The 22813-nt window shown below is 55.6% G+C and carries 16 protein-coding genes, 2 tRNA genes and 1 rRNA gene; 7 read left to right on the top strand and 12 right to left on the bottom strand.

Annotated elements, in window-relative coordinates; translation table 11 throughout:
- Positions 1–12: 12 nt before the first annotated feature.
- From AC4OVU_RS21245 to pepQ, 7 genes are all read right to left on the bottom strand, one after another.
- Positions 13–88 (bottom strand) — tRNA-Ala (locus AC4OVU_RS21245).
- Positions 89–193: 105 nt separating this feature from the next.
- Positions 194–270: transfer RNA gene (locus AC4OVU_RS21250), tRNA-Ile, on the bottom strand.
- 70 nt (positions 271–340) lie between these two features.
- A 16S ribosomal RNA gene (locus tag AC4OVU_RS21255) occupies positions 341–1882 on the bottom strand.
- A gap of 355 nt (positions 1883–2237) precedes the next feature.
- Positions 2238–2783: a menaquinone-dependent protoporphyrinogen IX dehydrogenase gene (gene hemG, locus AC4OVU_RS21260; RefSeq protein ID WP_017382603.1), complete on the bottom strand. Its 546-nt coding sequence runs from the start codon at positions 2781–2783 to the stop codon at positions 2238–2240.
- 10 nt (positions 2784–2793) lie between these two features.
- Entirely contained in the window at positions 2794–4245 is a 1452-nt protein-coding gene (trkH, locus tag AC4OVU_RS21265) for a Trk system potassium transporter TrkH (RefSeq protein WP_006808591.1), read from the bottom strand.
- A 41-nt stretch (positions 4246–4286) separates the two neighbouring features.
- On the bottom strand, positions 4287–4901 hold the full coding sequence (locus AC4OVU_RS21270; protein ID WP_015572737.1) for an IMPACT family protein: 615 nt from the start codon (positions 4899–4901) through the stop codon (positions 4287–4289).
- Positions 4901–6232, bottom strand: a complete 1332-nt coding sequence (gene pepQ / locus AC4OVU_RS21275) for a Xaa-Pro dipeptidase (protein ID WP_110292777.1) — start codon at positions 6230–6232, stop codon at positions 4901–4903. The genes AC4OVU_RS21270 and pepQ overlap by 1 nt, the downstream gene beginning before the upstream one ends.
- A 190-nt stretch (positions 6233–6422) precedes the next feature.
- Between pepQ and fadB the strand changes: the two genes are divergently transcribed.
- Together fadB and fadA are read left to right on the top strand one after the other, a co-directional pair.
- The gene (gene fadB / locus AC4OVU_RS21280) at positions 6423–8612 is read left to right on the top strand and encodes a fatty acid oxidation complex subunit alpha FadB (protein WP_110292778.1); all 2190 of its coding nucleotides are present in this window, start codon (positions 6423–6425) and stop codon (positions 8610–8612) included.
- A 9-nt stretch (positions 8613–8621) separates the two neighbouring features.
- Entirely contained in the window at positions 8622–9785 is a 1164-nt protein-coding gene (fadA, locus tag AC4OVU_RS21285) for an acetyl-CoA C-acyltransferase FadA (protein ID WP_000416981.1), read from the top strand.
- Positions 9786–9927: 142 nt separating this feature from the next.
- Here the strand turns inward: fadA and glyS are convergent, their stop codons facing one another.
- The 3 genes from glyS to AC4OVU_RS21300 all read right to left on the bottom strand — a co-directional run bounded on the left by glyS (position 9928) and on the right by AC4OVU_RS21300 (position 13384).
- Positions 9928–11997, bottom strand: a complete 2070-nt coding sequence (gene glyS / locus AC4OVU_RS21290; RefSeq protein WP_110292779.1) for a glycine--tRNA ligase subunit beta — start codon at positions 11995–11997, stop codon at positions 9928–9930.
- A 9-nt stretch (positions 11998–12006) separates the two neighbouring features.
- On the bottom strand, positions 12007–12918 hold the full coding sequence (glyQ, locus tag AC4OVU_RS21295; RefSeq protein ID WP_003860141.1) for a glycine--tRNA ligase subunit alpha: 912 nt from the start codon (positions 12916–12918) through the stop codon (positions 12007–12009).
- Positions 12919–13078: 160 nt separating this feature from the next.
- Positions 13079–13384, bottom strand: a complete 306-nt coding sequence (locus AC4OVU_RS21300; RefSeq protein WP_017693801.1) for a YsaB family lipoprotein — start codon at positions 13382–13384, stop codon at positions 13079–13081.
- 184 nt (positions 13385–13568) lie between these two features.
- Between AC4OVU_RS21300 and AC4OVU_RS21305 the strand changes: the two genes are divergently transcribed.
- The gene (locus tag AC4OVU_RS21305; RefSeq protein WP_045911885.1) at positions 13569–14564 is read left to right on the top strand and encodes an acyltransferase; all 996 of its coding nucleotides are present in this window, start codon (positions 13569–13571) and stop codon (positions 14562–14564) included.
- A 52-nt stretch (positions 14565–14616) separates the two neighbouring features.
- On the opposite strand, the gene xylB is transcribed toward AC4OVU_RS21305, so the two are convergent.
- Both xylB and xylA read right to left on the bottom strand, forming a co-directional pair.
- The gene (gene xylB, locus AC4OVU_RS21310; protein WP_103269657.1) at positions 14617–16071 is read right to left on the bottom strand and encodes a xylulokinase; all 1455 of its coding nucleotides are present in this window, start codon (positions 16069–16071) and stop codon (positions 14617–14619) included.
- Between the two features lie 59 nt (positions 16072–16130).
- Positions 16131–17453 (bottom strand): xylose isomerase, encoded by a 1323-nt coding sequence (gene xylA, locus AC4OVU_RS21315; protein ID WP_026080557.1) that lies wholly within the window; start codon positions 17451–17453, stop codon positions 16131–16133.
- Positions 17454–17824: 371 nt separating this feature from the next.
- Between xylA and xylF the strand changes: the two genes are divergently transcribed.
- The 4 genes from xylF (at position 17825) to xylR (ending at position 22802) form a co-directional block, all read left to right on the top strand.
- Positions 17825–18817, top strand: coding sequence for a D-xylose ABC transporter substrate-binding protein (xylF, locus tag AC4OVU_RS21320; protein WP_006808602.1), 993 nt, complete (start codon positions 17825–17827; stop codon positions 18815–18817).
- Positions 18818–18889: 72 nt separating this feature from the next.
- A complete protein-coding gene (locus AC4OVU_RS21325) occupies positions 18890–20431 on the top strand; it encodes a xylose ABC transporter ATP-binding protein (RefSeq protein ID WP_032651914.1) in 1542 nt (513 codons plus the stop codon).
- Positions 20409–21590, top strand: a complete 1182-nt coding sequence (xylH, locus tag AC4OVU_RS21330) for a xylose ABC transporter permease XylH (RefSeq protein ID WP_003860151.1) — start codon at positions 20409–20411, stop codon at positions 21588–21590. The genes AC4OVU_RS21325 and xylH overlap by 23 nt, the downstream gene beginning before the upstream one ends.
- A 33-nt stretch (positions 21591–21623) precedes the next feature.
- Positions 21624–22802, top strand: coding sequence for a D-xylose utilization transcriptional activator XylR (gene xylR, locus AC4OVU_RS21335; protein ID WP_032620462.1), 1179 nt, complete (start codon positions 21624–21626; stop codon positions 22800–22802).
- The last annotated feature ends 11 nt before the right edge of the window (positions 22803–22813 follow it).

Below are 22813 nucleotides of genomic sequence, written 5' to 3' on the forward strand. Positions count from 1 at the left end.
CGCAGTAAAAGATGGTGGAGCTATGCGGGATCGAACCGCAGACCTCCTGCGTGCAAGGCAGGCGCTCTCCCAGCTGAGCTATAGCCCCATCGTAGTCACCTCTGTACCGGTAATTTTTGTTGAGGCAAGGCGTGGTGACACGAAGCATACTTATGTATGTGAATGTCGCCGCAACGCAGCATCAGCAAAAATTTGGTAGGCCTGAGTGGACTTGAACCACCGACCTCACCCTTATCAGGGGTGCGCTCTAACCACCTGAGCTACAAGCCTGTAGAGGTTTTTTACTGCTGTTTTTCATCAGACAATCTGTGTGGACACTACAAAGGCAGGTTCTTTAAGGTAAGGAGGTGATCCAACCGCAGGTTCCCCTACGGTTACCTTGTTACGACTTCACCCCAGTCATGAATCACAAAGTGGTAAGCGCCCTCCCGAAGGTTAAGCTACCTACTTCTTTTGCAACCCACTCCCATGGTGTGACGGGCGGTGTGTACAAGGCCCGGGAACGTATTCACCGTGGCATTCTGATCCACGATTACTAGCGATTCCGACTTCATGGAGTCGAGTTGCAGACTCCAATCCGGACTACGACGCACTTTATGAGGTCCGCTTGCTCTCGCGAGGTCGCTTCTCTTTGTATGCGCCATTGTAGCACGTGTGTAGCCCTACTCGTAAGGGCCATGATGACTTGACGTCATCCCCACCTTCCTCCAGTTTATCACTGGCAGTCTCCTTTGAGTTCCCGGCCTAACCGCTGGCAACAAAGGATAAGGGTTGCGCTCGTTGCGGGACTTAACCCAACATTTCACAACACGAGCTGACGACAGCCATGCAGCACCTGTCTCAGAGTTCCCGAAGGCACCAATCCATCTCTGGAAAGTTCTCTGGATGTCAAGAGTAGGTAAGGTTCTTCGCGTTGCATCGAATTAAACCACATGCTCCACCGCTTGTGCGGGCCCCCGTCAATTCATTTGAGTTTTAACCTTGCGGCCGTACTCCCCAGGCGGTCGACTTAACGCGTTAGCTCCGGAAGCCACGCCTCAAGGGCACAACCTCCAAGTCGACATCGTTTACGGCGTGGACTACCAGGGTATCTAATCCTGTTTGCTCCCCACGCTTTCGCACCTGAGCGTCAGTCTTTGTCCAGGGGGCCGCCTTCGCCACCGGTATTCCTCCAGATCTCTACGCATTTCACCGCTACACCTGGAATTCTACCCCCCTCTACAAGACTCTAGCCTGCCAGTTTCGAATGCAGTTCCCAGGTTGAGCCCGGGGATTTCACATCCGACTTGACAGACCGCCTGCGTGCGCTTTACGCCCAGTAATTCCGATTAACGCTTGCACCCTCCGTATTACCGCGGCTGCTGGCACGGAGTTAGCCGGTGCTTCTTCTGCGGGTAACGTCAATCGACAAGGTTATTAACCTTATCGCCTTCCTCCCCGCTGAAAGTACTTTACAACCCGAAGGCCTTCTTCATACACGCGGCATGGCTGCATCAGGCTTGCGCCCATTGTGCAATATTCCCCACTGCTGCCTCCCGTAGGAGTCTGGACCGTGTCTCAGTTCCAGTGTGGCTGGTCATCCTCTCAGACCAGCTAGGGATCGTCGCCTAGGTGAGCCGTTACCCCACCTACTAGCTAATCCCATCTGGGCACATCCGATGGCAAGAGGCCCGAAGGTCCCCCTCTTTGGTCTTGCGACGTTATGCGGTATTAGCTACCGTTTCCAGTAGTTATCCCCCTCCACCAGGCAGTTTCCCAGACATTACTCACCCGTCCGCCACTCGTCAGCGAAGCAGCAAGCTGCTTCCTGTTACCGTTCGACTTGCATGTGTTAGGCCTGCCGCCAGCGTTCAATCTGAGCCATGATCAAACTCTTCAATTTAAAAGTTTGATGCTCAATGAATTAAACTTCGTAATGAATTACGTGTTCACTCGTTGAGACTTGGTATTCATTTAGTGTCCGAGGACATTAAGAATCCATGTCACTTTGAGTGCCCACACAGATTGTCTGATAAATTGTTAAAGAGCAGTGCCGCTTCGTTTTCGCTGCGGCGCGGGGTGTGCATATTACGCTTTCCCGCTTCAGAGTCAAGCGTTTGTTTTGCTTTTCTCTGCTGACCCGGCGGCTTGCGTGCCGTTGTTCCGTGTCAGTGGAGGCGCATTATAGGGAGTTCTTCTGAAGTGACAAGCACTAAATACAAAAAACTTTCCGTTCGCTCACTTTTCAAACTCAACGCTTATTTATCCCGCGCATCGTCCGTTAAACGCGCAATTTCACGGGCAAAACTGGCGACCTGGGCCCAGTCGGTATAAACCACTTCTTTACGCGTATCCGTTTCCCCGCCCGTCATTTTCATGATCAGGCGGATCATAAAGCGGTCATACCAGCGGTAACGCGGGTAACGCAGCGCGCCAGCAAAGACAGAACAGATATCGGGCTGCCATGGCGAACTTAGCAAAAACTTGCGCGTATAGCTGTTGGTCTGCGGCGTACGCTTCTCCGCTTTACGGGCAACCAGGTTGACCGAGTAAAACGCGCCAGGCAGTTGAGCGAGCTCCGCCGTATGCTTTTTCACAAAGCGATCCAGCGCCGGATGGAAATGGCCGTAACGAATTGAAGCGCCAATGACCACGCGGTCGTAATCCTGCCAGGCAATCTGCTCTGTGCGATTCAGGTTCACCACATCAGAATAAATGCCCAGCTCTTTGAGTTCAGAAGCCAGATATGAAGCAATCTCACGCGTTTGTCCGTCACGCGTTGAGAAAAGAATTAACGTTTTCACCAATGTCTCCTTACTCACGCCAGAATGTTGGGGTAAACAGCACCAGCAGCGTAAAGACCTCAAGACGCCCAAACAGCATATTGGCGATTAAGATCCACTTCGCCACCGGGTTCATACTGGCGAAGTTATCCGCCACGACGCCCAGCCCCGGCCCCAGGTTGTTTAACGTTGCCACCACAGAGGCGAAGGCAGAGAAATCATCCACGCCCGTGGCGATAATCGCCAGCATACTGACAATAAAGACCAGTGCATAAGCGGAGAAGAATCCCCACACCGCTTCGAGGATGCGCTCCGGCAGCGCGCGGTTCCCCAGCTTAATACTGTAAACCGCATTCGGGTGGACCAGACGTTTCAGCTCACGGTTCCCCTGCTTGAACAGCAGCAGGATGCGGATCACCTTCAGACCGCCGCCCGTTGACCCGGCGCAACCGCCGATAAACGCAGAGCACAACAGCAGCACCGGCAGGAACAATGGCCAACGCGCAATACTGTCCGTGGTGAAACCAGCGGTTGTCGCCATCGATACCACCTGGAAGAAGGCCTGGTTCAGGGTCGTGACCGCCGAGTTATAAACATCGTGGAACCACAGTACCAAGGTACAGATAACCACCAGGGTCAGCTGGACGCCAATAAACATCCGGAATTCCGGGTCGCGCCAGTACACCTTCAGGCTCCGTCCGCTAAGCAACGAGAAGTGTAGACCGTAGTTACAGCCTGAAATCAGCAGAAAGATGGCAATGATGGTATTGATTGTCGGGCTGTCGAAGTAGCCGACGCTGGCGTCGTGGGTGGAGAACCCGCCGATAGCAATAGTCGCAAAGCTATGCCCAATGGCATCAAACGCAGGCATCCCGGCAAACCACAGCGCCAGCGCGCAGGCCACCGTCAGCAGGACATAGATAAGCCACAGGGTTTTCGCCGTCTCCGCAATACGCGGGCGCATCTTGTTATCTTTCAGCGGGCCGGGCATCTCCGCCCGGTAAAGCTGCATCCCCCCGACGCCCAGAATCGGCAGGATAGCCACCGCCAGGACGATGATCCCCATACCGCCGAACCACTGGAGCATCTGCCGGTAAAAGAGAATCGCATGCGGGAGCGAATCCAGCCCCACCAGCGTGGTAGCCCCGGTGGTCGTTAATCCAGAGAACGATTCAAAAAACGCATCCGTGACGGTGAGATTCGGTTGTTCGGAGAAGATAAACGGCAGCGCACCCACGCTTCCCAGTACCGTCCAGAACAGGACCACAATCAGAAACCCCTCCCGGGATTTCAGTTCACCTTTCTCACGGCGGTTTGGCCACCACAGCAGGGAGCCAATCGTCAGCGCGACAAAAAAGGTTTGCGTAAATGCACGCCCCGCGCCGTCCCGGTAGATGAGCGCCACCAGTCCGGGAATGATCATTGTCCCGGAGAAAAGTATGACCAGCAATCCAACGATTCGGGTAATGGCACGAAAATGCATCTCTGCCGCTTCCTTAGGTATTCAAAATTGTGAGGTGGGGATTATTCTTCAATCGGCAGTAATTGCAATGAACCGCGACTAAAATCAGCGAGTTTTGCTGAAAAAGCAGCCAGTTCCGCCTGAGGAAGCGCCACGCGTAATTGCACCATTGCCTGATAATCACTGTGTGCGATGACACCGTTAAACTGTTTAAGCAGTGCTTCGATACCCGATAGCTGGGCGTAATCGCATAACAAAGTATATTCCGTAAGTGGCGTTTTGCGGGTTGTTATCAGCAGATTAAGCGCCTGCTGGACACCACCTCCATAGGCTTTAACCAGCCCTCCGGTGCCTAACAAAATGCCCCCGTAGTAGCGGACCACGACGGCGGTGATTTCACCCACGCCGCTGCCCATCAACTGGGAGAGCATCGGTTTTCCGGCCGTACCCGCCGGTTCACCGTCGTCAGAGAACCCAAGCTGCTGTGAGTCGTCTGGCGGCCCCGCGACCCACGCCACACAGTGATGGCGGGCATCGGGGTGCTGCGCGCGGACGGACTCGACAAACGCCTTCGCCGCCTCCACGCCGTCGGTATGCGCCAACAGCGTGATAAAGCGGCTTTTCTTGATTTCCTCAACAAAGGTGACCGGCTCGGCCGGTATCAGCCAGCTTTCCATCAGGCCAGCTTCAGATCTCGCGTCATGTTCTCAATGCTGTTCTCGTGAATAACCACGTTATCCTCGATACGAATGCCGCCATACGGCTTCAGCGCTTCAATTTTCTCCCAGTTGAAGTGCTTGCTGAATTGCCCTTCGCGCCACGGCGCCAGCAGGGATTCAATAAAGTAGATGCCCGGCTCGATGGTCAATACCATACGCGGCGCCAGAACGCGGGTGCAGCGCAGATAAGGATATTTAGACGGCGCCGCCAGGTGCGTACCGGTATCATCCTGCATAAAGCCCGCGACGTCATGAACCTGCAAACCCAGCGGGTGGCCGATACCGTGCGGCATAAATGGCCCGGTCAGATCGTTCTCAACCATCGCCTCTTCGCTCATGTCTTTGACAATCTGATGCTTACGCAGCAGTTTAGCGATGCGCTGATGGAACTGGATGTGATAATCCACGTAGCTGGTTCCGGCCTTCATGGTGCCAATCAGCGCCAGCTGTTCGTCGTTCACGTCTTTGATCAATTGCGCAAAATCGGTGTCCGCATTCGCCGCCCAGGTACGGGTCAGGTCTGCCGCATAGCCATTGTACTCAGCCCCCGCATCCAGCAGGAAGCTGCGCATCTCAGCCGGAACCTGATGATCAAGTTTGGTGTAGTGCAGAACTGAGGCATGTTCATTCAGCGCCACGATGTTGCTGTACGGCACGTCGGTATCGCGGTGGCCGGTCGCCGTCAGGTAAGCCTGATTGATATCGAACTCGCTCATACCGGACTGGAACGCTTCGTGCGCCGCACGGTGGCCATTCACCGCCGTTTTTTGCGCTTCACGCATGCAGTAAAGTTCGTAGTCGGTCTTGTAGGCGCGATAGTAGTGCAGATAATCCAGCACGCCTTTCGGGTTGAGTTTATCTGCCGGAATATCCAGACCCAGCGCACGCTCAGGAACCGGACCAATGTAGCCGATGTTGCCGCGCGCCGCTGGCAGCTGGCTGCCAATGCCGTCTGCTTTTGGCAGCGCAATCACGTCAATTTCTTCGGTCCAGAATGAGGTCGGCAGCGGCTCCACGTTGTGCCAGTAATCGACCGGCAGGTAGAACCACAGTTTCGGCTTGTTCACGCCATCCACCAGCAGCCAGCAATTTGGAACCTGCGTGACAGGCACCCAGGCTTTAAACTGCGGGTTAGCCTTGAAGGGATAAGCATGGTCATCAAGAAAAGTATTCATCAGCTCGCCGGAGTGGATCAGCAGGGCATCCAGCTTGAAGCGGGCCAGTACATCGCGGGTACGTTCCTGTAGGGTAACGATATGATTTTTATAAAGCGAAGCCAGTGAGTCCATCATTCTTCCTTTCGTTTTTTTGACCTCAAGTCATCGCATCTTAGCACACCTCACTCCGGCTGCGTGATTTCCACCGACCGTGATCAGCGCAGCAATTTCTTAATGACTAATTTGCATTTTATTAACATAAATTCCACACTCCGTTTCATCTGGTATGACCAGATCCAATTGCTGGATTCAGGAGACCGACATGCTCTACAAAGGCGACACCCTGTACGTAGACTGGCTGGAAGATGGCATTGCCGAACTGGTGTTCGATGCCCCCGGCTCAGTGAACAAGCTTGATACCGCGACGGTGGCCAGTCTTGGCCAGGCGCTGGATGTACTTGAAAAGCAATCAGATTTGAAAGGGCTGCTGCTGCGCTCCAACAAAGCGGCCTTTATCGTTGGCGCGGATATCACCGAATTCCTGTCGCTGTTCCTGGTGCCCGAAGAACAGCTGAGCCAGTGGCTGCACTTTGCCAACAGCGTTTTTAATCGTCTGGAAGATCTGCCTGTCCCGACCCTTTCCGCCGTTAACGGCTACGCGCTGGGCGGTGGCTGCGAGTGCGTGCTGGCGACCGACTACCGTCTGGCGACGCCGGACCTGCGCATCGGCCTGCCGGAAACCAAGCTGGGCATCATGCCGGGCTTTGGCGGTTCCGTGCGTATGCCGCGCATGCTGGGTGCCGACAGCGCGCTGGAGATCATTGCCGCGGGTAAAGATGTCGGCGCAGAACAGGCGCAGAAAATCGGCCTGGTGGACGGCGTGGTTAAGCCTGAAAAACTGATTGAGGGTGCTATCGCCATTCTGCGTCAGGCGATTAACGGCGATCTCGACTGGAAAGCCAAACGTCAGCCAAAGCTGGAGCCATTAAAGCTCAGCAAAATTGAAGCCACCATGAGCTTCACCATCGCCAAAGGCATGGTGATGCAGACGGCGGGTAAACACTACCCGGCGCCGATCACGGCGGTGAAAACCATTGAAGCGGCAGCCCGTCTGGGCCGTGATGACGCTCTGAAGCTTGAAAACCAGAGCTTTGTCCCGCTGGCGCACACCAACGAAGCCCGCGCGCTGGTTGGTATCTTCCTTAACGATCAGTTCGTGAAAGGCAAAGCCAAACAACTCACCAAAAACGTTGAAACGCCAAAACACGCGGCGGTACTCGGCGCGGGCATTATGGGGGGCGGCATCGCCTACCAGTCTGCCTGGAAAGGCGTGCCGGTGGTGATGAAAGACATCAACGAGAAATCCCTGACGCTGGGCATGACCGAAGCGGCCAAGCTGCTGAATAAACAGCTTGAGCGCGGCAAAATTGACGGTCTGAAGCTTGCAGGCGTGATCTCCACCATCCAGCCAGTGCTGGAATACAGCGGTTTCGACCGTGTGGACGTGGTGGTTGAAGCGGTCGTCGAGAACCCGAAAGTCAAAAAAGCGGTGCTGGCCGAAACCGAAGACAAGGTGCGTCCGGAAACCGTGCTGGCCTCTAACACCTCCACCATTCCGATCAGCGAACTGGCGAGCGTGCTGAAGCGTCCGGAAAACTTCTGCGGGATGCACTTCTTTAACCCGGTGCACCGCATGCCGCTGGTCGAAGTGATCCGTGGGGAAAAAACCTCCGACGAAACCATCGCCAAAGTGGTGGCGTGGGCGAGCAAGATGGGCAAAACGCCGATCGTGGTTAACGACTGCCCGGGCTTCTTCGTTAATCGCGTGCTGTTCCCGTACTTCGCCGGTTTCAGCCAGCTGCTGCGCGACGGCGCAGACTTCCGCAAAATCGACAAAGTGATGGAAAAACAGTTCGGCTGGCCGATGGGCCCGGCGTATCTGCTGGACGTTGTCGGCATCGACACTGCCCATCACGCGCAGGCGGTGATGGCGGCGGGCTTCCCGCAGCGCATGCAGAAAGACTATCGCGACGCCATTGACGCCCTGTTCGACGCCAACCGCTTTGGTCAGAAAAACGGTCTGGGCTTCTGGCGCTATAAAGAAGACAGCAAAGGCAAACCGAAAAAAGAAGAAGATCCGGCGGTGGATGGCCTGCTGGCCGACGTCAGTCAGCCGAAACGCGACTTCACTGACGATGAGATCATCGCCCGGATGATGATCCCGATGATCAACGAAGTGGTGCGCTGCCTCGAAGAAGGCATTATCGCCAGCCCGGCAGAAGCGGATATGGCGCTGGTGTACGGCCTCGGCTTCCCTCCGTTCCACGGAGGCGCGTTCCGCTGGCTGGATACGCTCGGCAGCGCCCGCTATCTCGATATGGCTCAGCAGTACCAGCACCTCGGCCCGCTTTATGAGGTGCCGGAAGGGCTGCGTAACAAAGCGCGCCATAACGAACCCTACTACCCAGCAGTTGAGCCAGCCCGTCCGGTTGGCGAACTGAAAACGGCTTAAGGAGTCACAATGGAAAAGGTTGTCATTGTTGATGCGATTCGCACCCCGATGGGCCGTTCAAAAGGCGGTGCGTTCCGTAACGTGCGCGCGGAAGATCTCTCCGCGCACCTGATGCGTAGCCTGCTGGCGCGTAACCCGGCGCTGGACCCAGCAGCGCTGGACGATATCTACTGGGGCTGCGTGCAGCAGACGCTGGAGCAGGGCTTCAACATTGCCCGTAACGCGTCCCTGCTGGCGGAGATCCCGCATTCGGTTCCGGCCGTCACCGTCAACCGTCTTTGCGGTTCGTCGATGCAGGCGCTGCACGACGCGGCGCGGATGATCATGACCGGCGATGCGCAGGCCTGTCTGGTGGGCGGCGTGGAACACATGGGCCACGTGCCAATGAGCCACGGGGTCGATTTCCATCCTGGCATGAGCCGCAACGTGGCGAAAGCCGCCGGTATGATGGGCCTGACCGCCGAGATGCTCTCCCGTCTGCACGGCATCAGCCGTGAGATGCAGGATGCGTTTGCCGCACGCTCGCATGCCCGCGCCTGGGCCGCCACGCAGTCTGGTGCCTTTAAGAATGAGATCATCCCAACCGGCGGTCACGACGCAGACGGCGTACTGAAGCAGTTCAGCTACGACGAAGTTATCCGCCCGGAAACCACGGTCGAAGCGCTTTCTACCCTGCGTCCGGCGTTTGATCCGGTCACCGGCACGGTAACGGCGGGCACCTCGTCTGCCCTGTCCGACGGTGCCGCCGCGATGCTGGTGATGAGCGAAAGCCGCGCCCGCGAATTAGGCCTGACGCCACGCGCCCGCGTGCGTTCGATGGCGGTCGTGGGCTGCGATCCTTCCATCATGGGCTACGGCCCGGTTCCGGCATCAAAACTGGCGCTGAAAAAAGCGGGGCTGAGCGCAAGTGATATCGATCTCTTTGAGATGAACGAAGCGTTCGCCGCGCAGATCCTGCCGTGCATTAAAGATCTGGGGCTGATGGATCAGATCGACGAGAAGATTAACCTCAATGGCGGCGCGATCGCCCTCGGTCACCCGCTGGGCTGCTCCGGGGCGCGTATCAGTACCACGCTGATTAACCTGATGGAACGCAAAGATGCCCAGTTTGGTCTGGCAACGATGTGTATCGGGTTGGGTCAGGGTATCGCGACGGTGTTTGAGAGGGTGTAAAGAAAAAGTATCTCAAAGTAACGTAGGCCCGATAAGCATCGCGCCATCGGGCTTTTGCCGGGAGGCGCTACGCTTTCCCGGCCTACGAAGAGAAAAAGTTTAGTTGCCGTTCTTCCCGCCTGTCAGGGGCGGGTTTTTTACGTTATTGCAGCAGCGAAATATCCGCCACGCGCAGGAACAGCTCACGCAGTTTCTCAAGCATTGAGAGACGGTTAATCCGCAGCTCTTTATCTTCCACGTTCACCATCACTTTCTCGAAGAAGGCGTCGATGATGTCACGCAGCTCCGCCAGCTCCACCAGCGCTTCCTGGTAGCGACCTTCCGCGAAATACGGCTCCAGCTTGTCGCGCAGCACCACAACCTGCATCGCCAGAGAAATCTCTTCCGGCTCTTTCAGGGTTGCAGCGTTGACGCGCTCGTTCAGCGTTTCGTCGGATTTCGCGAGGATGTTGGATACACGCTTGTTGGCCGCGGCCAGCGCAGACGCCGCTTCCAGCGTACGGAAGTGGGATACCGCTTTCATACGCGCATCGAAATCTGCCGGACGGGTCGGACGACGCGCCAGCACCGCCTGAATGGTATCAACGGAGTAACCTTCGTCCTGATACCACGCGCGGAAACGACCGAGCATAAAGTCGATAACATCATCCACAACCTTCGCGTTGGTCAGCTTATCGCCGTACAGACGTACCGCTTCTTCGGTCAGCGTTTGCAGATCGAGGTTGAGGTTCTTCTCTACGATGATTCGCAGCACGCCCAGCGCAGCACGACGCAGCGCGAACGGGTCTTTGTCGCCTTTCGGATGCTGACCGATACCGAAGATACCCGCCAGGGTGTCCATCTTATCGGCAATCGCCACGGCGCAGGCAACCGGGTTAGACGGCAGATCGTCACCGGCAAAGCGCGGCTGATACTGCTCGTTCAGGGCTACCGCCACGTCTTCCGCTTCGCCATCGTGACGCGCGTAGTGCATACCCATCACGCCCTGAGTGTCGGTAAATTCGAACACCATGTTGGTCATCAGGTCGCACTTGGAGAGCAGGCCCGCACGGGTAGCGTGGTTAACGTCGGCGCCAATTTCACGGGCAATCCAGCCGGACAGCTCCGCGATACGGTCGGTCTTGTCGCGTAGCGTACCCAGCTGCTGCTGGAACAGTACGGTTTGCAGACGCGGCAGGTTGTCTTCCAGACGTTTTTTACGGTCGGTATTGAAGAAGAACTCGGCATCCGCCAGACGCGGACGCACCACTTTCTCGTTACCGGAGATAATCTGGCTCGGATCTTTCGATTCGATATTCGCCACGAAGATGAAGTTTGGCAGCAGCTTGCCGTCGTTGGCGTAAACCGGGAAGTACTTCTGGTCACCCTTCATGGTGTAAACCAGCGCTTCTGCCGGAACGGCCAGGAATTTCTCTTCGAATTTCGCGGTCAGTACAACCGGCCATTCGACCAGCGAAGTCACCTCTTCCAGCAGGCTGTCGCTCAGATCGGCATTACCGCCAATTTTGCGCGCCGCGTCTTCTGCGTCCGCTTTGATTTTGGCTTTACGCTGTTCGTAGTCAGCAATGACCTTGCCGCGCTCCAGCAGGATCTGCGGGTACTGGTCAGCATTGTCGATAGTGAACTCCGACTCGCCCATAAAGCGATGGCCGCGGATCACGCGATCGGACGCCACGCCCAGAATGGTCGCCGGGATAACGGTATCGCCCAGCAGCAGGGTCACGGTGTGAACCGGACGCACAAAGTGTACGTCGGACGCGCCCCAGCGCATCAGCTTAGGAATCGGCAATTTTGCCAGCGAGGTCGCGATCATGTCAGGCAGCAGCGCTTCGGCGCTTTCGCCTTTCACATGGGCACGGTACAGCAGCCATTCACCTTTGTCGGTGGTCAGACGCTCAGCCTGATCAACGGTGATGCCGCAGCCGCGCGCCCAGCCTTCTGCCGCTTTGCTCGGCTTGCCTTCCGCGTCGAACGCCTGAGCAATGGCCGGGCCACGTTTTTCAACTTCGCGATCCGGCTGGGACGCCGCCAGGTTTGCCACTTTCAGCGCCAGACGACGCGGCGCAGCAAACCACTCAATTTTACCGTGCGCCAGGCCAGCGTTATCCAGCTCAGCAGTGACGTTCGCAGCGAAAGATTCAGCCAGGCTGCGCAGGGCTTTTGGTGGCAGCTCTTCAGTGCCGATTTCCACCAGGAAAGTTTTCTCAGACATGGCCGCCTCTTATTTGTTTCGGTTGCACATCGGGAAGCCAAGGGCTTCACGGGACGCGTAGTAAGCTTCTGCAACGGCTTTGGTCAGGGTACGAATACGCAGAATGTAGCGCTGACGTTCAGTCACGGAGATCGCTTTGCGGGCATCCAGCAGGTTGAAGCTGTGGGCAGCCTTCAGAATACGCTCGTAGGCAGGCAGCGGCAGCGGAGTCTCCAGCGCCAGCAGCTGCTGGGCTTCTTTCTCGTACTGCTCGAAGCAGGTGAACAGGAAGTCCACGTCCGCGTATTCGAAGTTATAGGTGGATTGCTCCACTTCGTTCTGATGGAACACGTCGCCGTAGGTGGTTTTACCCAGCGGGCCGTCGCTCCAGACCAGGTCGTAAACGCTGTCTACGCCCTGAATGTACATGGCCAGACGTTCCAGACCATAGGTGATTTCGCCGGTAATCGGTTTACATTCCAGACCGCCAACCTGCTGGAAGTAAGTGAACTGGGTCACTTCCATGCCGTTCAGCCACACTTCCCAACCCAGACCCCAGGCACCCAGCGTTGGGTTTTCCCAGTTATCTTCCACGAAACGAATGTCGTGAATGGTTGGATCCATACCCAGCTCTTTCAGTGACCCGAGGTACAGTTCCTGAATGTTGTCGGGTGATGGCTTAATCACCACCTGGAACTGATAGTAGTGCTGCAAACGGTTCGGGTTTTCGCCGTAACGGCCATCGGTCGGACGACGGGATGGCTGCACATAGGCGGTCGCCATTGGCTCTGGCCCTAACGCGCGCAGGCTGGTCATCGGGTGTGAGGTGCCTGCGCCAACTTCCATGTCCAAAGGTTGAACAATGGTGCAGCCCTGACGAGCCCAGTAATCCTGTAAGGTCAGGATCAGGCCCTGGAAGGTCTTGGTATCAAACTTTTGCATAGTATTTCGTGCTGGATACGTGTGGTTTTAAATGGAAGGGATCAGTATACCCGCTGGCTGCAAGATATACAGTACGAAACGGGGTTGTTTAGGGAAAATTGGGGAATAAGCCCTACAGCCAGAACCTGCGAAGGCTCTGGTTGCTGCTTATACGAGCAATTTAACGCATTGAGAGATGTAAAAACTGGCCGTCTGCATCAAAAGAGCAGACAAAGCCCTCTTTACGCGCCGTATAGCCTTTCAGTTCATAGCTGCCCTGAAAGCGCTCGAAGCCGTTTATATGAATTTTCTGTGCTTCGGAATTATAGCGGTGAGCCGCCTGATCCCTGCACAGCTGTTCCATATTCAGGGAACGCTCCGGGCTCATTTTCCCCTGCTGCGCTTTTTGGACAGGTATCTCCTCAGAAGCACTGCATCCTGTTAATAAGAGCAACAGAAAGAGTGACACCCCACGCTTCATCATCATTTTTATTACCGCCCTGGTCAGTGGCTGTTATTTTTAGTAGCAACACGTTTATAGATTAAAGTCCGTCATTCTGCGAATCTCGCCAGCTCCCTACAAGTTAGCCTGGCTAAACTCAGAATTTTCCAAGGGAAAAGTTTTACACAATCGCAGTCACACTTTTTTTATCAGGAATACAGAGGAACTGATGCAGTCAAAAATTAACTGGATTGATAACCTGCGGGGAATAGCCTGTCTGATGGTGGTGATGATCCACACAACGACCTGGTATGTCACGAACGCGCACAGTATCAGCCCTGTTAACTGGGATGTCGCCAATATTCTGAACTCGGCCTCCCGCGTGAGCGTCCCGCTGTTCTTTATGATTTCCGGTTTTCTCTTTTTTGGCGAGCGTAGCGCGCAGCCAAGACATTTCATCCGTATTGTCTCCTGTCTGCTGTTTTACAGCGCCATTTCGCTGCTCTATATCATCCTGTTCACTTCAATTAACGCTGAACGTTCCCTGCTCAATTTGTTGCAAAAACCGGTGTTCTATCATCTGTGGTTTTTCTTCGCGATAATCGTTATCTATCTGGTGTCACCGTTAATTCAGGTAAAAAACGTCAGCGGTAAAATGCTGCTGGCCTTGATGGTAATAATCGGGATCGTGGCCAACCCGAATACCGTTTCACAGAAAATTGATGGCTTTGAATGGCTGCCCGTTAACCTTTATATCACCGGGGATACGTTTTATTACGTGCTGTACGGCATGCTGGGGCGCGCCATTGGCATGTTGGAGACGCAAAAGCGAGGAATAAACTGGCTATGCGCGGCCGCGTTTCTCGTCGGTGTGTTTATTATCTCTCGCGGGACGCTGCATGAGCTGCAATGGCGCGGCAACTTTGCCGATACCTGGTATCTCTACTGCGGGCCGATGGTCTTTATCTGCGCGATCTCTCTGCTGACGCTGGTTAAAAACACCCTGAATGCCCGCCCGCTTCCGGTGCTGGGGTTTATCTCTCGCCACTCGCTGGGCATTTACGGTTTTCACGCGCTGGTGATCCACGCCCTGCGCACCCGCGGCGTTGAGCTTAAAAGCTGGCCGGTGCTGGATATTGTCTGGATATTTACCGTTACGCTGGTTGTCAGCCTGCTGCTGTCAATGTTGCTGCAAAGAATCGATACGCGCAGGTTTGTAAGCTAACCCGGTTGAAGGCTGGTAGGCCGGGTAAGCGTTAGCGCCACCCGGCTCCTGTTTATGACATTAGCGGCAAAAGCTGCTGATAGATTTTGCGGAACACGTCTCGTCTTTCAGCATAGCGAGCATGATTTTTCGCATCAGGACGATGCTGCCGTTCAAGCGGCAGCTGGGGCAAAAGCTGGTGCAGTGGTTTATCCGGGTTCAGCGCAATTTGCGCCAGCCGTGCCGCACCGAGCGCCGGGCCGACATCGCCTCCCGTACGATAGTCCAGCTGCAACCCGCTGATATCGGAAAGCATTTGCCGCCAGTAGCTGCTTCGTGCACCGCCGCCAATTAACGTAATGCTGGATGGCGTCAGTCCACAGTCATGCACGACATCCATTCCGTCCGCCAGAGCATAGCCAACGCCTTCAAGCACCGCGCGCGCAAGCTCTGCCGGGCCGTGCTGATGGGTAAGACCGAAGAACACCCCTTTCGCTTCCGGGTTGTTATGCGGCGTCCGCTCGCCGGAAAGGTACGGTAAAAACCAAACCGCACCGGCATTATCATCTGCCTGCTTTGCCGCTGTGATAAGCGCCGGGACGTCCGCCATTCCGGTTAGCTTTGCCGCCCAGTCGAGGCAGGAAGCCGCGCTCAGCATCACCGACATCAAATGCCATTTACCCGGCAACGCGTGGCAGAAGCTGTGTACGGCGCTTCCAGGGTTGCTACGATACCCGTCACTGACGGCAAAATAGACGCCGGAGGTACCGAGTGAGAGCATGGCCTGCCCTGCCTCGACCATCCCCACGCCGACCGCACCCGCCGCATTATCGCCGCCGCCGGCAACGACAGGTACGGCTGGCATGTTCCAGCGTTCAGCAACAGAAGGCTGTAAAGCCCCCGTGATTTCACTGCCTTCAAACAGCGCAGGCATATGGTCGCGCGTCAGCTGGCAGGCATCCAGCATCGCCTCGCTCCAGTCCCGTTTCGCCACGTCGAGCCACATCGTGCCCGCGGCGTCAGACATGTCGCTGGCAAAATCCCCCGTCATGCGAAAACGCAGGTAGTCTTTCGGCAACAGAACCTTCGCCACCTGACGAAAAATCTCAGGCTCATGGCGCTGCACCCACAGGAGTTTTGGCGCGGTAAAACCGGGCATCATCAGGTTGCCCGTAATTTCACGGGATGCAGGCACACGCTCCTCAAGGATCGCGCACTCTGCCGCACAGCGGCCATCGTTCCAGAGAATAGCCGGGCGCAGAACGCGATGCTGACTATCCAGCAACGTTGCGCCATGCATTTGCCCGGCAATGCCCAGCGCCTTCACGTCGCGCAGGCTATGCTGCTCGCCTAAGGCTTTCATCGCACGCTCTGTCGCCTGCCACCACTGCTCCGGATCTTGTTCCGACCAAAGCGGATACGGACGTGAAACCTGCAACTTTTCAGTCTGCGTGGCTAATACATCGCCCTGCTCGCTTAACAGGATGGCTTTCACCCCCGACGTGCCAAGATCGATCCCGATATACATGTGGTGGCTCCTTTGACGAAAATGCCCGGTGGCGCTGCGCTTACCGGGCCTGGATGCTGTTATTTATCGAACAGGTAGTGATTGACCAGGTTTTCCAGCAGCTCCTGATGGCCGCTCTGATGCTGCGGCGCAAGCTGATGCTGTTCAGCGTACTTCGCGATCTCCGCAAGCGATAACTGACCTTTCAAAATTTGCTGGCCCAGCTCACTGTTCCAGCCGCTGTAGCGCTTCGCCACGCGCTTATCCAGCTCACCGTCTTCAATCATACGGGCCGCTACTTTCAGCGCCAGCGCCATGGTGTCCATCGCGCCAATATGCCCGTAGAACAGATCGTATTTGTCGGTGCTCTGGCGACGCACTTTGGCGTCGAAGTTCAGGCCGCCGGTGGTGAAACCGCCCGCTTTGATGATCTCGTACATCACCAGCGCATTCTCTTCCACGCTGTTCGGGAACTGGTCGGTATCCCAGCCCAGCTGTGGATCACCACGGTTAGCATCGACAGAGCCGAAGATGCCCAGCGCAATCGCAGAGGCAATTTCGTGATGGAACGAGTGGCCCGCCAGGGTAGCGTGGTTAGCCTCAATATTCACTTTGATCTCTTTTTCCAGACCAAACTGCTTCAGGAAGCCATACACGGTGGCGACATCATAATCATACTGATGCTTGGTTGGCTCCTGTGGTTTTGGCTCAATCAGCAGCGTGCCGCGGAAACCGATTTTGTGTTTGTGGTCCACAACCATCTGCATAAAGCGACCAATCTGCTCACGCTCCTGACGCAGGTCGGTATTCAGCAGCGTTTCATAGCCTTCACGACCGCCCCAGAGTACATAGTTCTCACCGCCCAACTGATGCGTGGCGTTCATCGCGGTCACGACCTGGGTTGCCGCCCAGCTGAAGACTTCCGGGTCCGGGTTGGTTGCCGCACCCGCGCCATAGCGAGGATTGGTAAAGCAGTTAGCCGTACCCCAGAGCAGCTTCACGCCGCTTTGCTGCTGTTTTTCAGCCAGTACGTCGACCATCTGCGCGAAATTGTTCAGATACTCTTTCAGCGATGCCCCTTCCGGCGACACGTCCACATCGTGGAAACAGTAGTACGGCACGTTCAGCTTATGGAAGAACTCGAACGCGACGTCGGCTTTACGCTTCGCCAGCTCAATGGCCTCGCCCGGCTGTTGCCATGGACGGTCAAAAGAGCCCACGCCGAACATATCGGCACCGTTCCAGCAGAAGGTGTGCCAGTAGCAGGCGGCAAAGCGCAAGTGATCTTCCATGCGCTTACCCAGCACCAGCTCATCCGGGTTGTAGTGACGAAATGCTAAAGGATTGGTCGTTTTCGTGCCTTCGAAACGAACGCGATCGAGTTGGTCGAAATAAGCTTGCATATTGAGCTCCATAATCAGGGTATGCGGCGTGGTCTTGCTTCTGGAGTAATAGTGAATAGACATTGGAGGTTGCTCAATTACGTTATTTCACACTGCTATTGAGATAATGCGCAATTGTGCGCTGGCTCGCAAAATAATGCGCAGACAAACTATTTTTCGGCGCGCATTCCAGAATCAAATGTAATTAATAGGTTACGCTTTTTAAAATCCGATCGCGGTCATAAATTCAGAAATAAACCAAATATCGTAATGAGAAGATAAAAATCTGTAATTGCCAGCAGGCCTTTCCACGTTAAAAATTTGCTGCGTCTCAGCAGTGAACGTTTCTTTTATCTCAGCTACACATACCCCTACAAAAAGGCCTAATAATTATGAAGATAAAGAACCTGACCCTAACGCTCTGCACTACTCTCCTGCTTGCAAGCTTTGCCGGACACGCCAAAGAGGTCAAAATCGGCATGGCGATTGATGACTTACGCCTGGAGCGCTGGCAAAAAGATCGCGATATCTTTGTTAAAAAAGCGGAATCTCTCGGCGCGGAGGTGTTCGTTCAGTCCGCTAACGGCAACGAAGAGACGCAAATGTCGCAAATCGAGAATATGATCAACCGTGGCGTCGATGTGCTGGTCATTATCCCGTATAACGGCCAGGTATTAAGCAACGTGGTGAAAGAAGCGAAACAGGAAGGGATAAAAGTCCTGGCTTATGACCGCATGATTAATAATGCCGATATTGATTATTATATTTCGTTCGACAATGAAAAGGTGGGTGAATTACAGGCTAAAAGCCTGGTCGCAAAAGTGCCTCAGGGGAATTATTTCCTGATGGGCGGCTCGCCTGTGGATAACAACGCCAAACTGTTCCGCCAGGGACAAATGAAAGTGCTGAAGCCGTATATCGACGAGGGCAAAATTAAAGTCGTCGGCGACCAGTGGGCTGACGGTTGGTTACCGGAAAACGCGCTGAAAATTATGGAAAACGCGTTGACCGCAAATAACAACAAAATCGATGCGGTGGTGGCCTCTAACGATGCCACTGCGGGTGGCGCCATTCAGGCGCTGAGCGCGCAGGGTCTGGCCGGGAAAGTCGCTATTTCCGGCCAGGACGCCGACCTTGCGGGTGTAAAACGCATCATCGCGGGTACCCAGACCATGACGGTGTATAAGCCCATTACCGAGCTTGCCAATACGGCCGCCGAAATTGCCGTTGAGCTGGGCAATGGCCAGCAACCTAAAGCAGACGCGACGTTAAATAACGGCCTGAAAGACGTACCTGCTCGCCTGCTTACCCCTATCGAAGTCAACAAAGAGAATATTGACGCCACCGTGGTGAAAGACGGTTTCCATAAGAAGAGTGAACTGTAATCCAGCGCAGCCCCTGCCCGGCAGGGGCGCATTGACCTGCCCTGTTCATCTGTTGGGCTATGCGGAGCAGTTATGTCTTATTTACTTGAAATGAAAAGCATCACCAAAGCCTTCGGAGCGGTGAAAGCAGTCGATAACGTAAGCCTGCGGCTGAATCCCGGCGAAGTGATGTCGCTGTGCGGCGAAAATGGCTCGGGAAAATCCACGCTGATGAAAGTGTTGTGCGGGATCTACCCGCACGGCAGCTACGAGGGCGAAATTGTTTTTGCCGGTGAGGTGCTCCAGGCCACGCACATTCGCGATACCGAACGTAAAGGCATCGCTATCATTCACCAGGAGCTGGCGCTGGTGAAGCACCTTACCGTGCTGGAAAATATCTTTCTCGGTGCCGAACTCTCACGCCACGGCGTACTGGATTACGACACCATGACGCTGCGCTGCGAAAAACTGCTGGCTCAGGTGAGCCTGGCTATCTCACCGGATACGCGCGTGGGCGACTTAGGTTTAGGCCAGCAGCAGCTGGTCGAGATCGCCAAGGCGCTGAACAAACAGGTGCGCCTGCTGATCCTCGACGAACCAACCGCCTCACTCACCGAACAGGAAACCGCCGTACTGCTCAATATCATCCGCGATCTGCAAAACCACGGTATCGCCTGCATCTATATTTCGCACAAGCTCAATGAGGTGAAAGCCATTTCCGACACCATCTGCGTCATCCGCGACGGGCAGCACATCGGCACGCGTGAAGCAGAAGGCATGAGCGAGGATGACATCATCACCATGATGGTGGGTCGCGAACTCACCGCGCTGTATCCCAACGAACCGCACACCATCGGCGAAGAGCTCCTGCGCGTGGAAAACCTGACGGCGTGGCATCCCGTTAACCGCCATATCAAGCGCGTGGATAACCTCTCCTTCTCGCTGCACCGCGGCGAAATTCTCGGCATTGCGGGTTTAGTGGGTGCGGGAAGAACCGAGGCCGTGCAGTGTCTCTTTGGCGTCTGGCCGGGGCGCTGGGAAGGCAAAATTTATATCGACGGTCAGCCGGTAAAAATCGACAACTGCCAGCAGGCTATTGCTAAGGGCATTGCCATGGTGCCAGAAGACCGCAAAAAAGACGGCATCGTGCCGGTAATGGCGGTGGGAAAAAATATCACGCTGGCGGCGCTCAGCCAGTTTTCCGGCGCGCTGGGCAGCCTGGATGATGCCGCAGAACAGCAGTGTATTCTCCAGTCGCTTGCCCGGCTAAAGGTGAAAACCTCCTCGCCGGAGCTGGCGATAGGACGCCTGAGCGGCGGCAACCAGCAGAAAGCGATTCTGGCGCGCTGCCTGCTGCTTAATCCGCGCATTTTAATTCTGGACGAACCCACCCGCGGGATCGATATCGGCGCGAAGTATGAAATCTACAAGCTGATCAACCAGCTTGTGCAGCAAGGGATTGCCGTCATTGTTATCTCGTCCGAATTGCCTGAAGTGCTGGGGCTGAGCGACCGCGTGCTGGTCATGCATGAAGGGAAACTCAAAGCCAACCTGAACAACCAGAACCTGACGCAAGAGCAGGTGATGGAAGCTGCCTTAAGGAGCGAACGCCATGTCGAAAAGCAACCCGTCTGATATCAAAGTCGCTGTTCCGACGCCCGGTGCGTTCGCAGGACTTAAATCGCTGAATCTGCAAGTTTTTGTAATGATTGCCGCCATTATCGTGATCATGTTGTTCTTTACCTGGATGACCGATGGCTCCTATTTGAGCGCACGTAACGTCTCTAACTTGCTGCGTCAGACCGCCATCACCGGGATCCTGGCGGTGGGGATGGTCTTTGTGATTATCTCAGCGGAAATTGACCTGTCGGTAGGGTCGATGATGGGTCTGCTCGGCGGCGTGGCGGCAATTTTTGACGTCTGGCTAGGCTGGCCGCTGCCGCTGACGATTGCGGTCACGCTGGTGCTAGGTCTGCTGCTGGGGGCGTGGAATGGCTGGTGGGTGGCCTACCGTAAAGTCCCGTCGTTTATCGTCACCTTAGCGGGGATGCTGGCCTTCCGCGGCATTCTGATTGGGATCACCAACGGCACCACCGTCTCCCCGACCAGCGCCTCGATGTCCCAGATTGGCCAAAGCTACCTCTCTGATGGCGTCGGTTTTACGATCGGCGTGGTTGGGCTGATGGCGTTTGTCGCGTGGCAATGGCGAGGACGCATGCGTCGCCAGGCGCTGGGGCTGGCCTCGCCTGCCTCAACCTCGGTTGTCGGCCGTCAGGCGCTTACTGCGGTGATTGTGCTGGGCGCCATCTGGCTGTTAAACGATTATCGCGGCGTCCCAACGCCCGTTCTGCTGCTGGCGCTGTTGCTGTTAGGTGGAATGTTTATGGCCACACGTACCGCATTCGGTCGCCGTATTTATGCCATCGGCGGCAATCTGGAAGCCGCGCGTTTATCTGGTATCAACGTAGAACGCACCAAACTCGCCGTCTTTGCCATCAACGGCCTGATGGTGGCCATCGCGGGGCTGATCCTCAGTTCGCGACTGGGGGCGGGCTCCCCGTCTGCGGGTAATATTGCCGAGCTGGACGCCATCGCCGCCTGCGTGATTGGCGGGACCAGCCTCGCCGGGGGCATTGGCAGCGTGGCGGGAGCGGTGATGGGCGCATTTATTATGGCTTCGCTGGATAACGGGATGAGTATGATGGACGTGCCGACGTTTTGGCAGTATATCGTCAAGGGTGCCATTCTTTTGCTGGCAGTCTGGATGGACTCTGCCACCAAGCGGCGCGCCTGATAACACTATCGTGACTAATTTGGGAAATGAGCCATGTTTGAAAAGCGTCACCGCATTACGTTGTTATTCAATGCCAACAAAGCCTATGACCGGCAGGTGGTTGAAGGGGTTGGCGAATATTTGCAGGCGTCGCAATCCGAATGGGATATTTTCATCGAAGAAGATTTCCGTACCCGTCTGGAGAACATCAAAGACTGGCTGGGAGACGGGGTCATCGCTGACTTTGACGACCCCGTGATTGAACAGTTGCTGAGTGGCGTCGACGTGCCTATCGTGGGCGTTGGCGGCTCTTACCATACACCGGAACATTACCCCCCCGTTCACTATATCGCCACGGATAACCATGCTCTGGTCGAGACCGCCTTCCTCCATTTAAAGGAGAAAGGCGTACATCGTTTTGCGTTTTACGGATTGCCCGCCACCAGCGGAAAGCGCTGGGCGATGGAGCGTGAATATGCCTTCTGCCAGCTGGTTGCCCAGGAGAAGTATCGCGGCGTCGTTTATCAGGGGCTGGAAACCGCGCCAGAAAACTGGCAGCACGCACAAAATCGCCTGGCTGACTGGCTGCAAACTCTGCCACCCCAGACAGGGATTATCGCCGTGACGGACGCCCGCGCCCGCCACGTATTACAGGTGTGCGAACATTTGCATATTCCGGTGCCTGAAAAGCTGTGCGTGATTGGTATTGATAACGAAGAGCTTACGCGCTATCTGTCGCGCGTGGCGCTCTCATCCGTGGCTCAGGGTACCCGTCAGATGGGCTATCAGGCCGCAAAGCTGCTGCACAGACTGTTAGCCAACGAATCCCTGCCGCTCCAGCGTCTGCTGGTTCCGCCCGTTCGCGTGGTCGAGCGTCGCTCAACTGACTACCGCTCCTTAAACGATCCGGCCGTGATTCAGGCGATGCACTACATTCGCAATCATGCCTGCAAAGGGATTAAGGTCGATCAGGTGCTCGATTCGGTCGGCATTTCACGTTCGAATCTGGAGAAGCGGTTCAAAGAGGAAGTCGGTGAGACGATTCACGCCGTGATCCATGCGGAAAAGCTGGAGAAAGCGCGCAGTCTGCTGATCTCCACCTCGCTGTCGATCAACGAGATTTCACAGATGTGCGGCTATCCGTCGCTTCAGTATTTCTATTCGGTGTTCAGAAAAGAGTATGACACCACGCCGAAGGAGTACCGGGAACGGTACAGTGAAGTCCTGCTCTAGAAAAAAGAACG

Source organism: Enterobacter sp. 6722112, assembly GCF_058661685.1.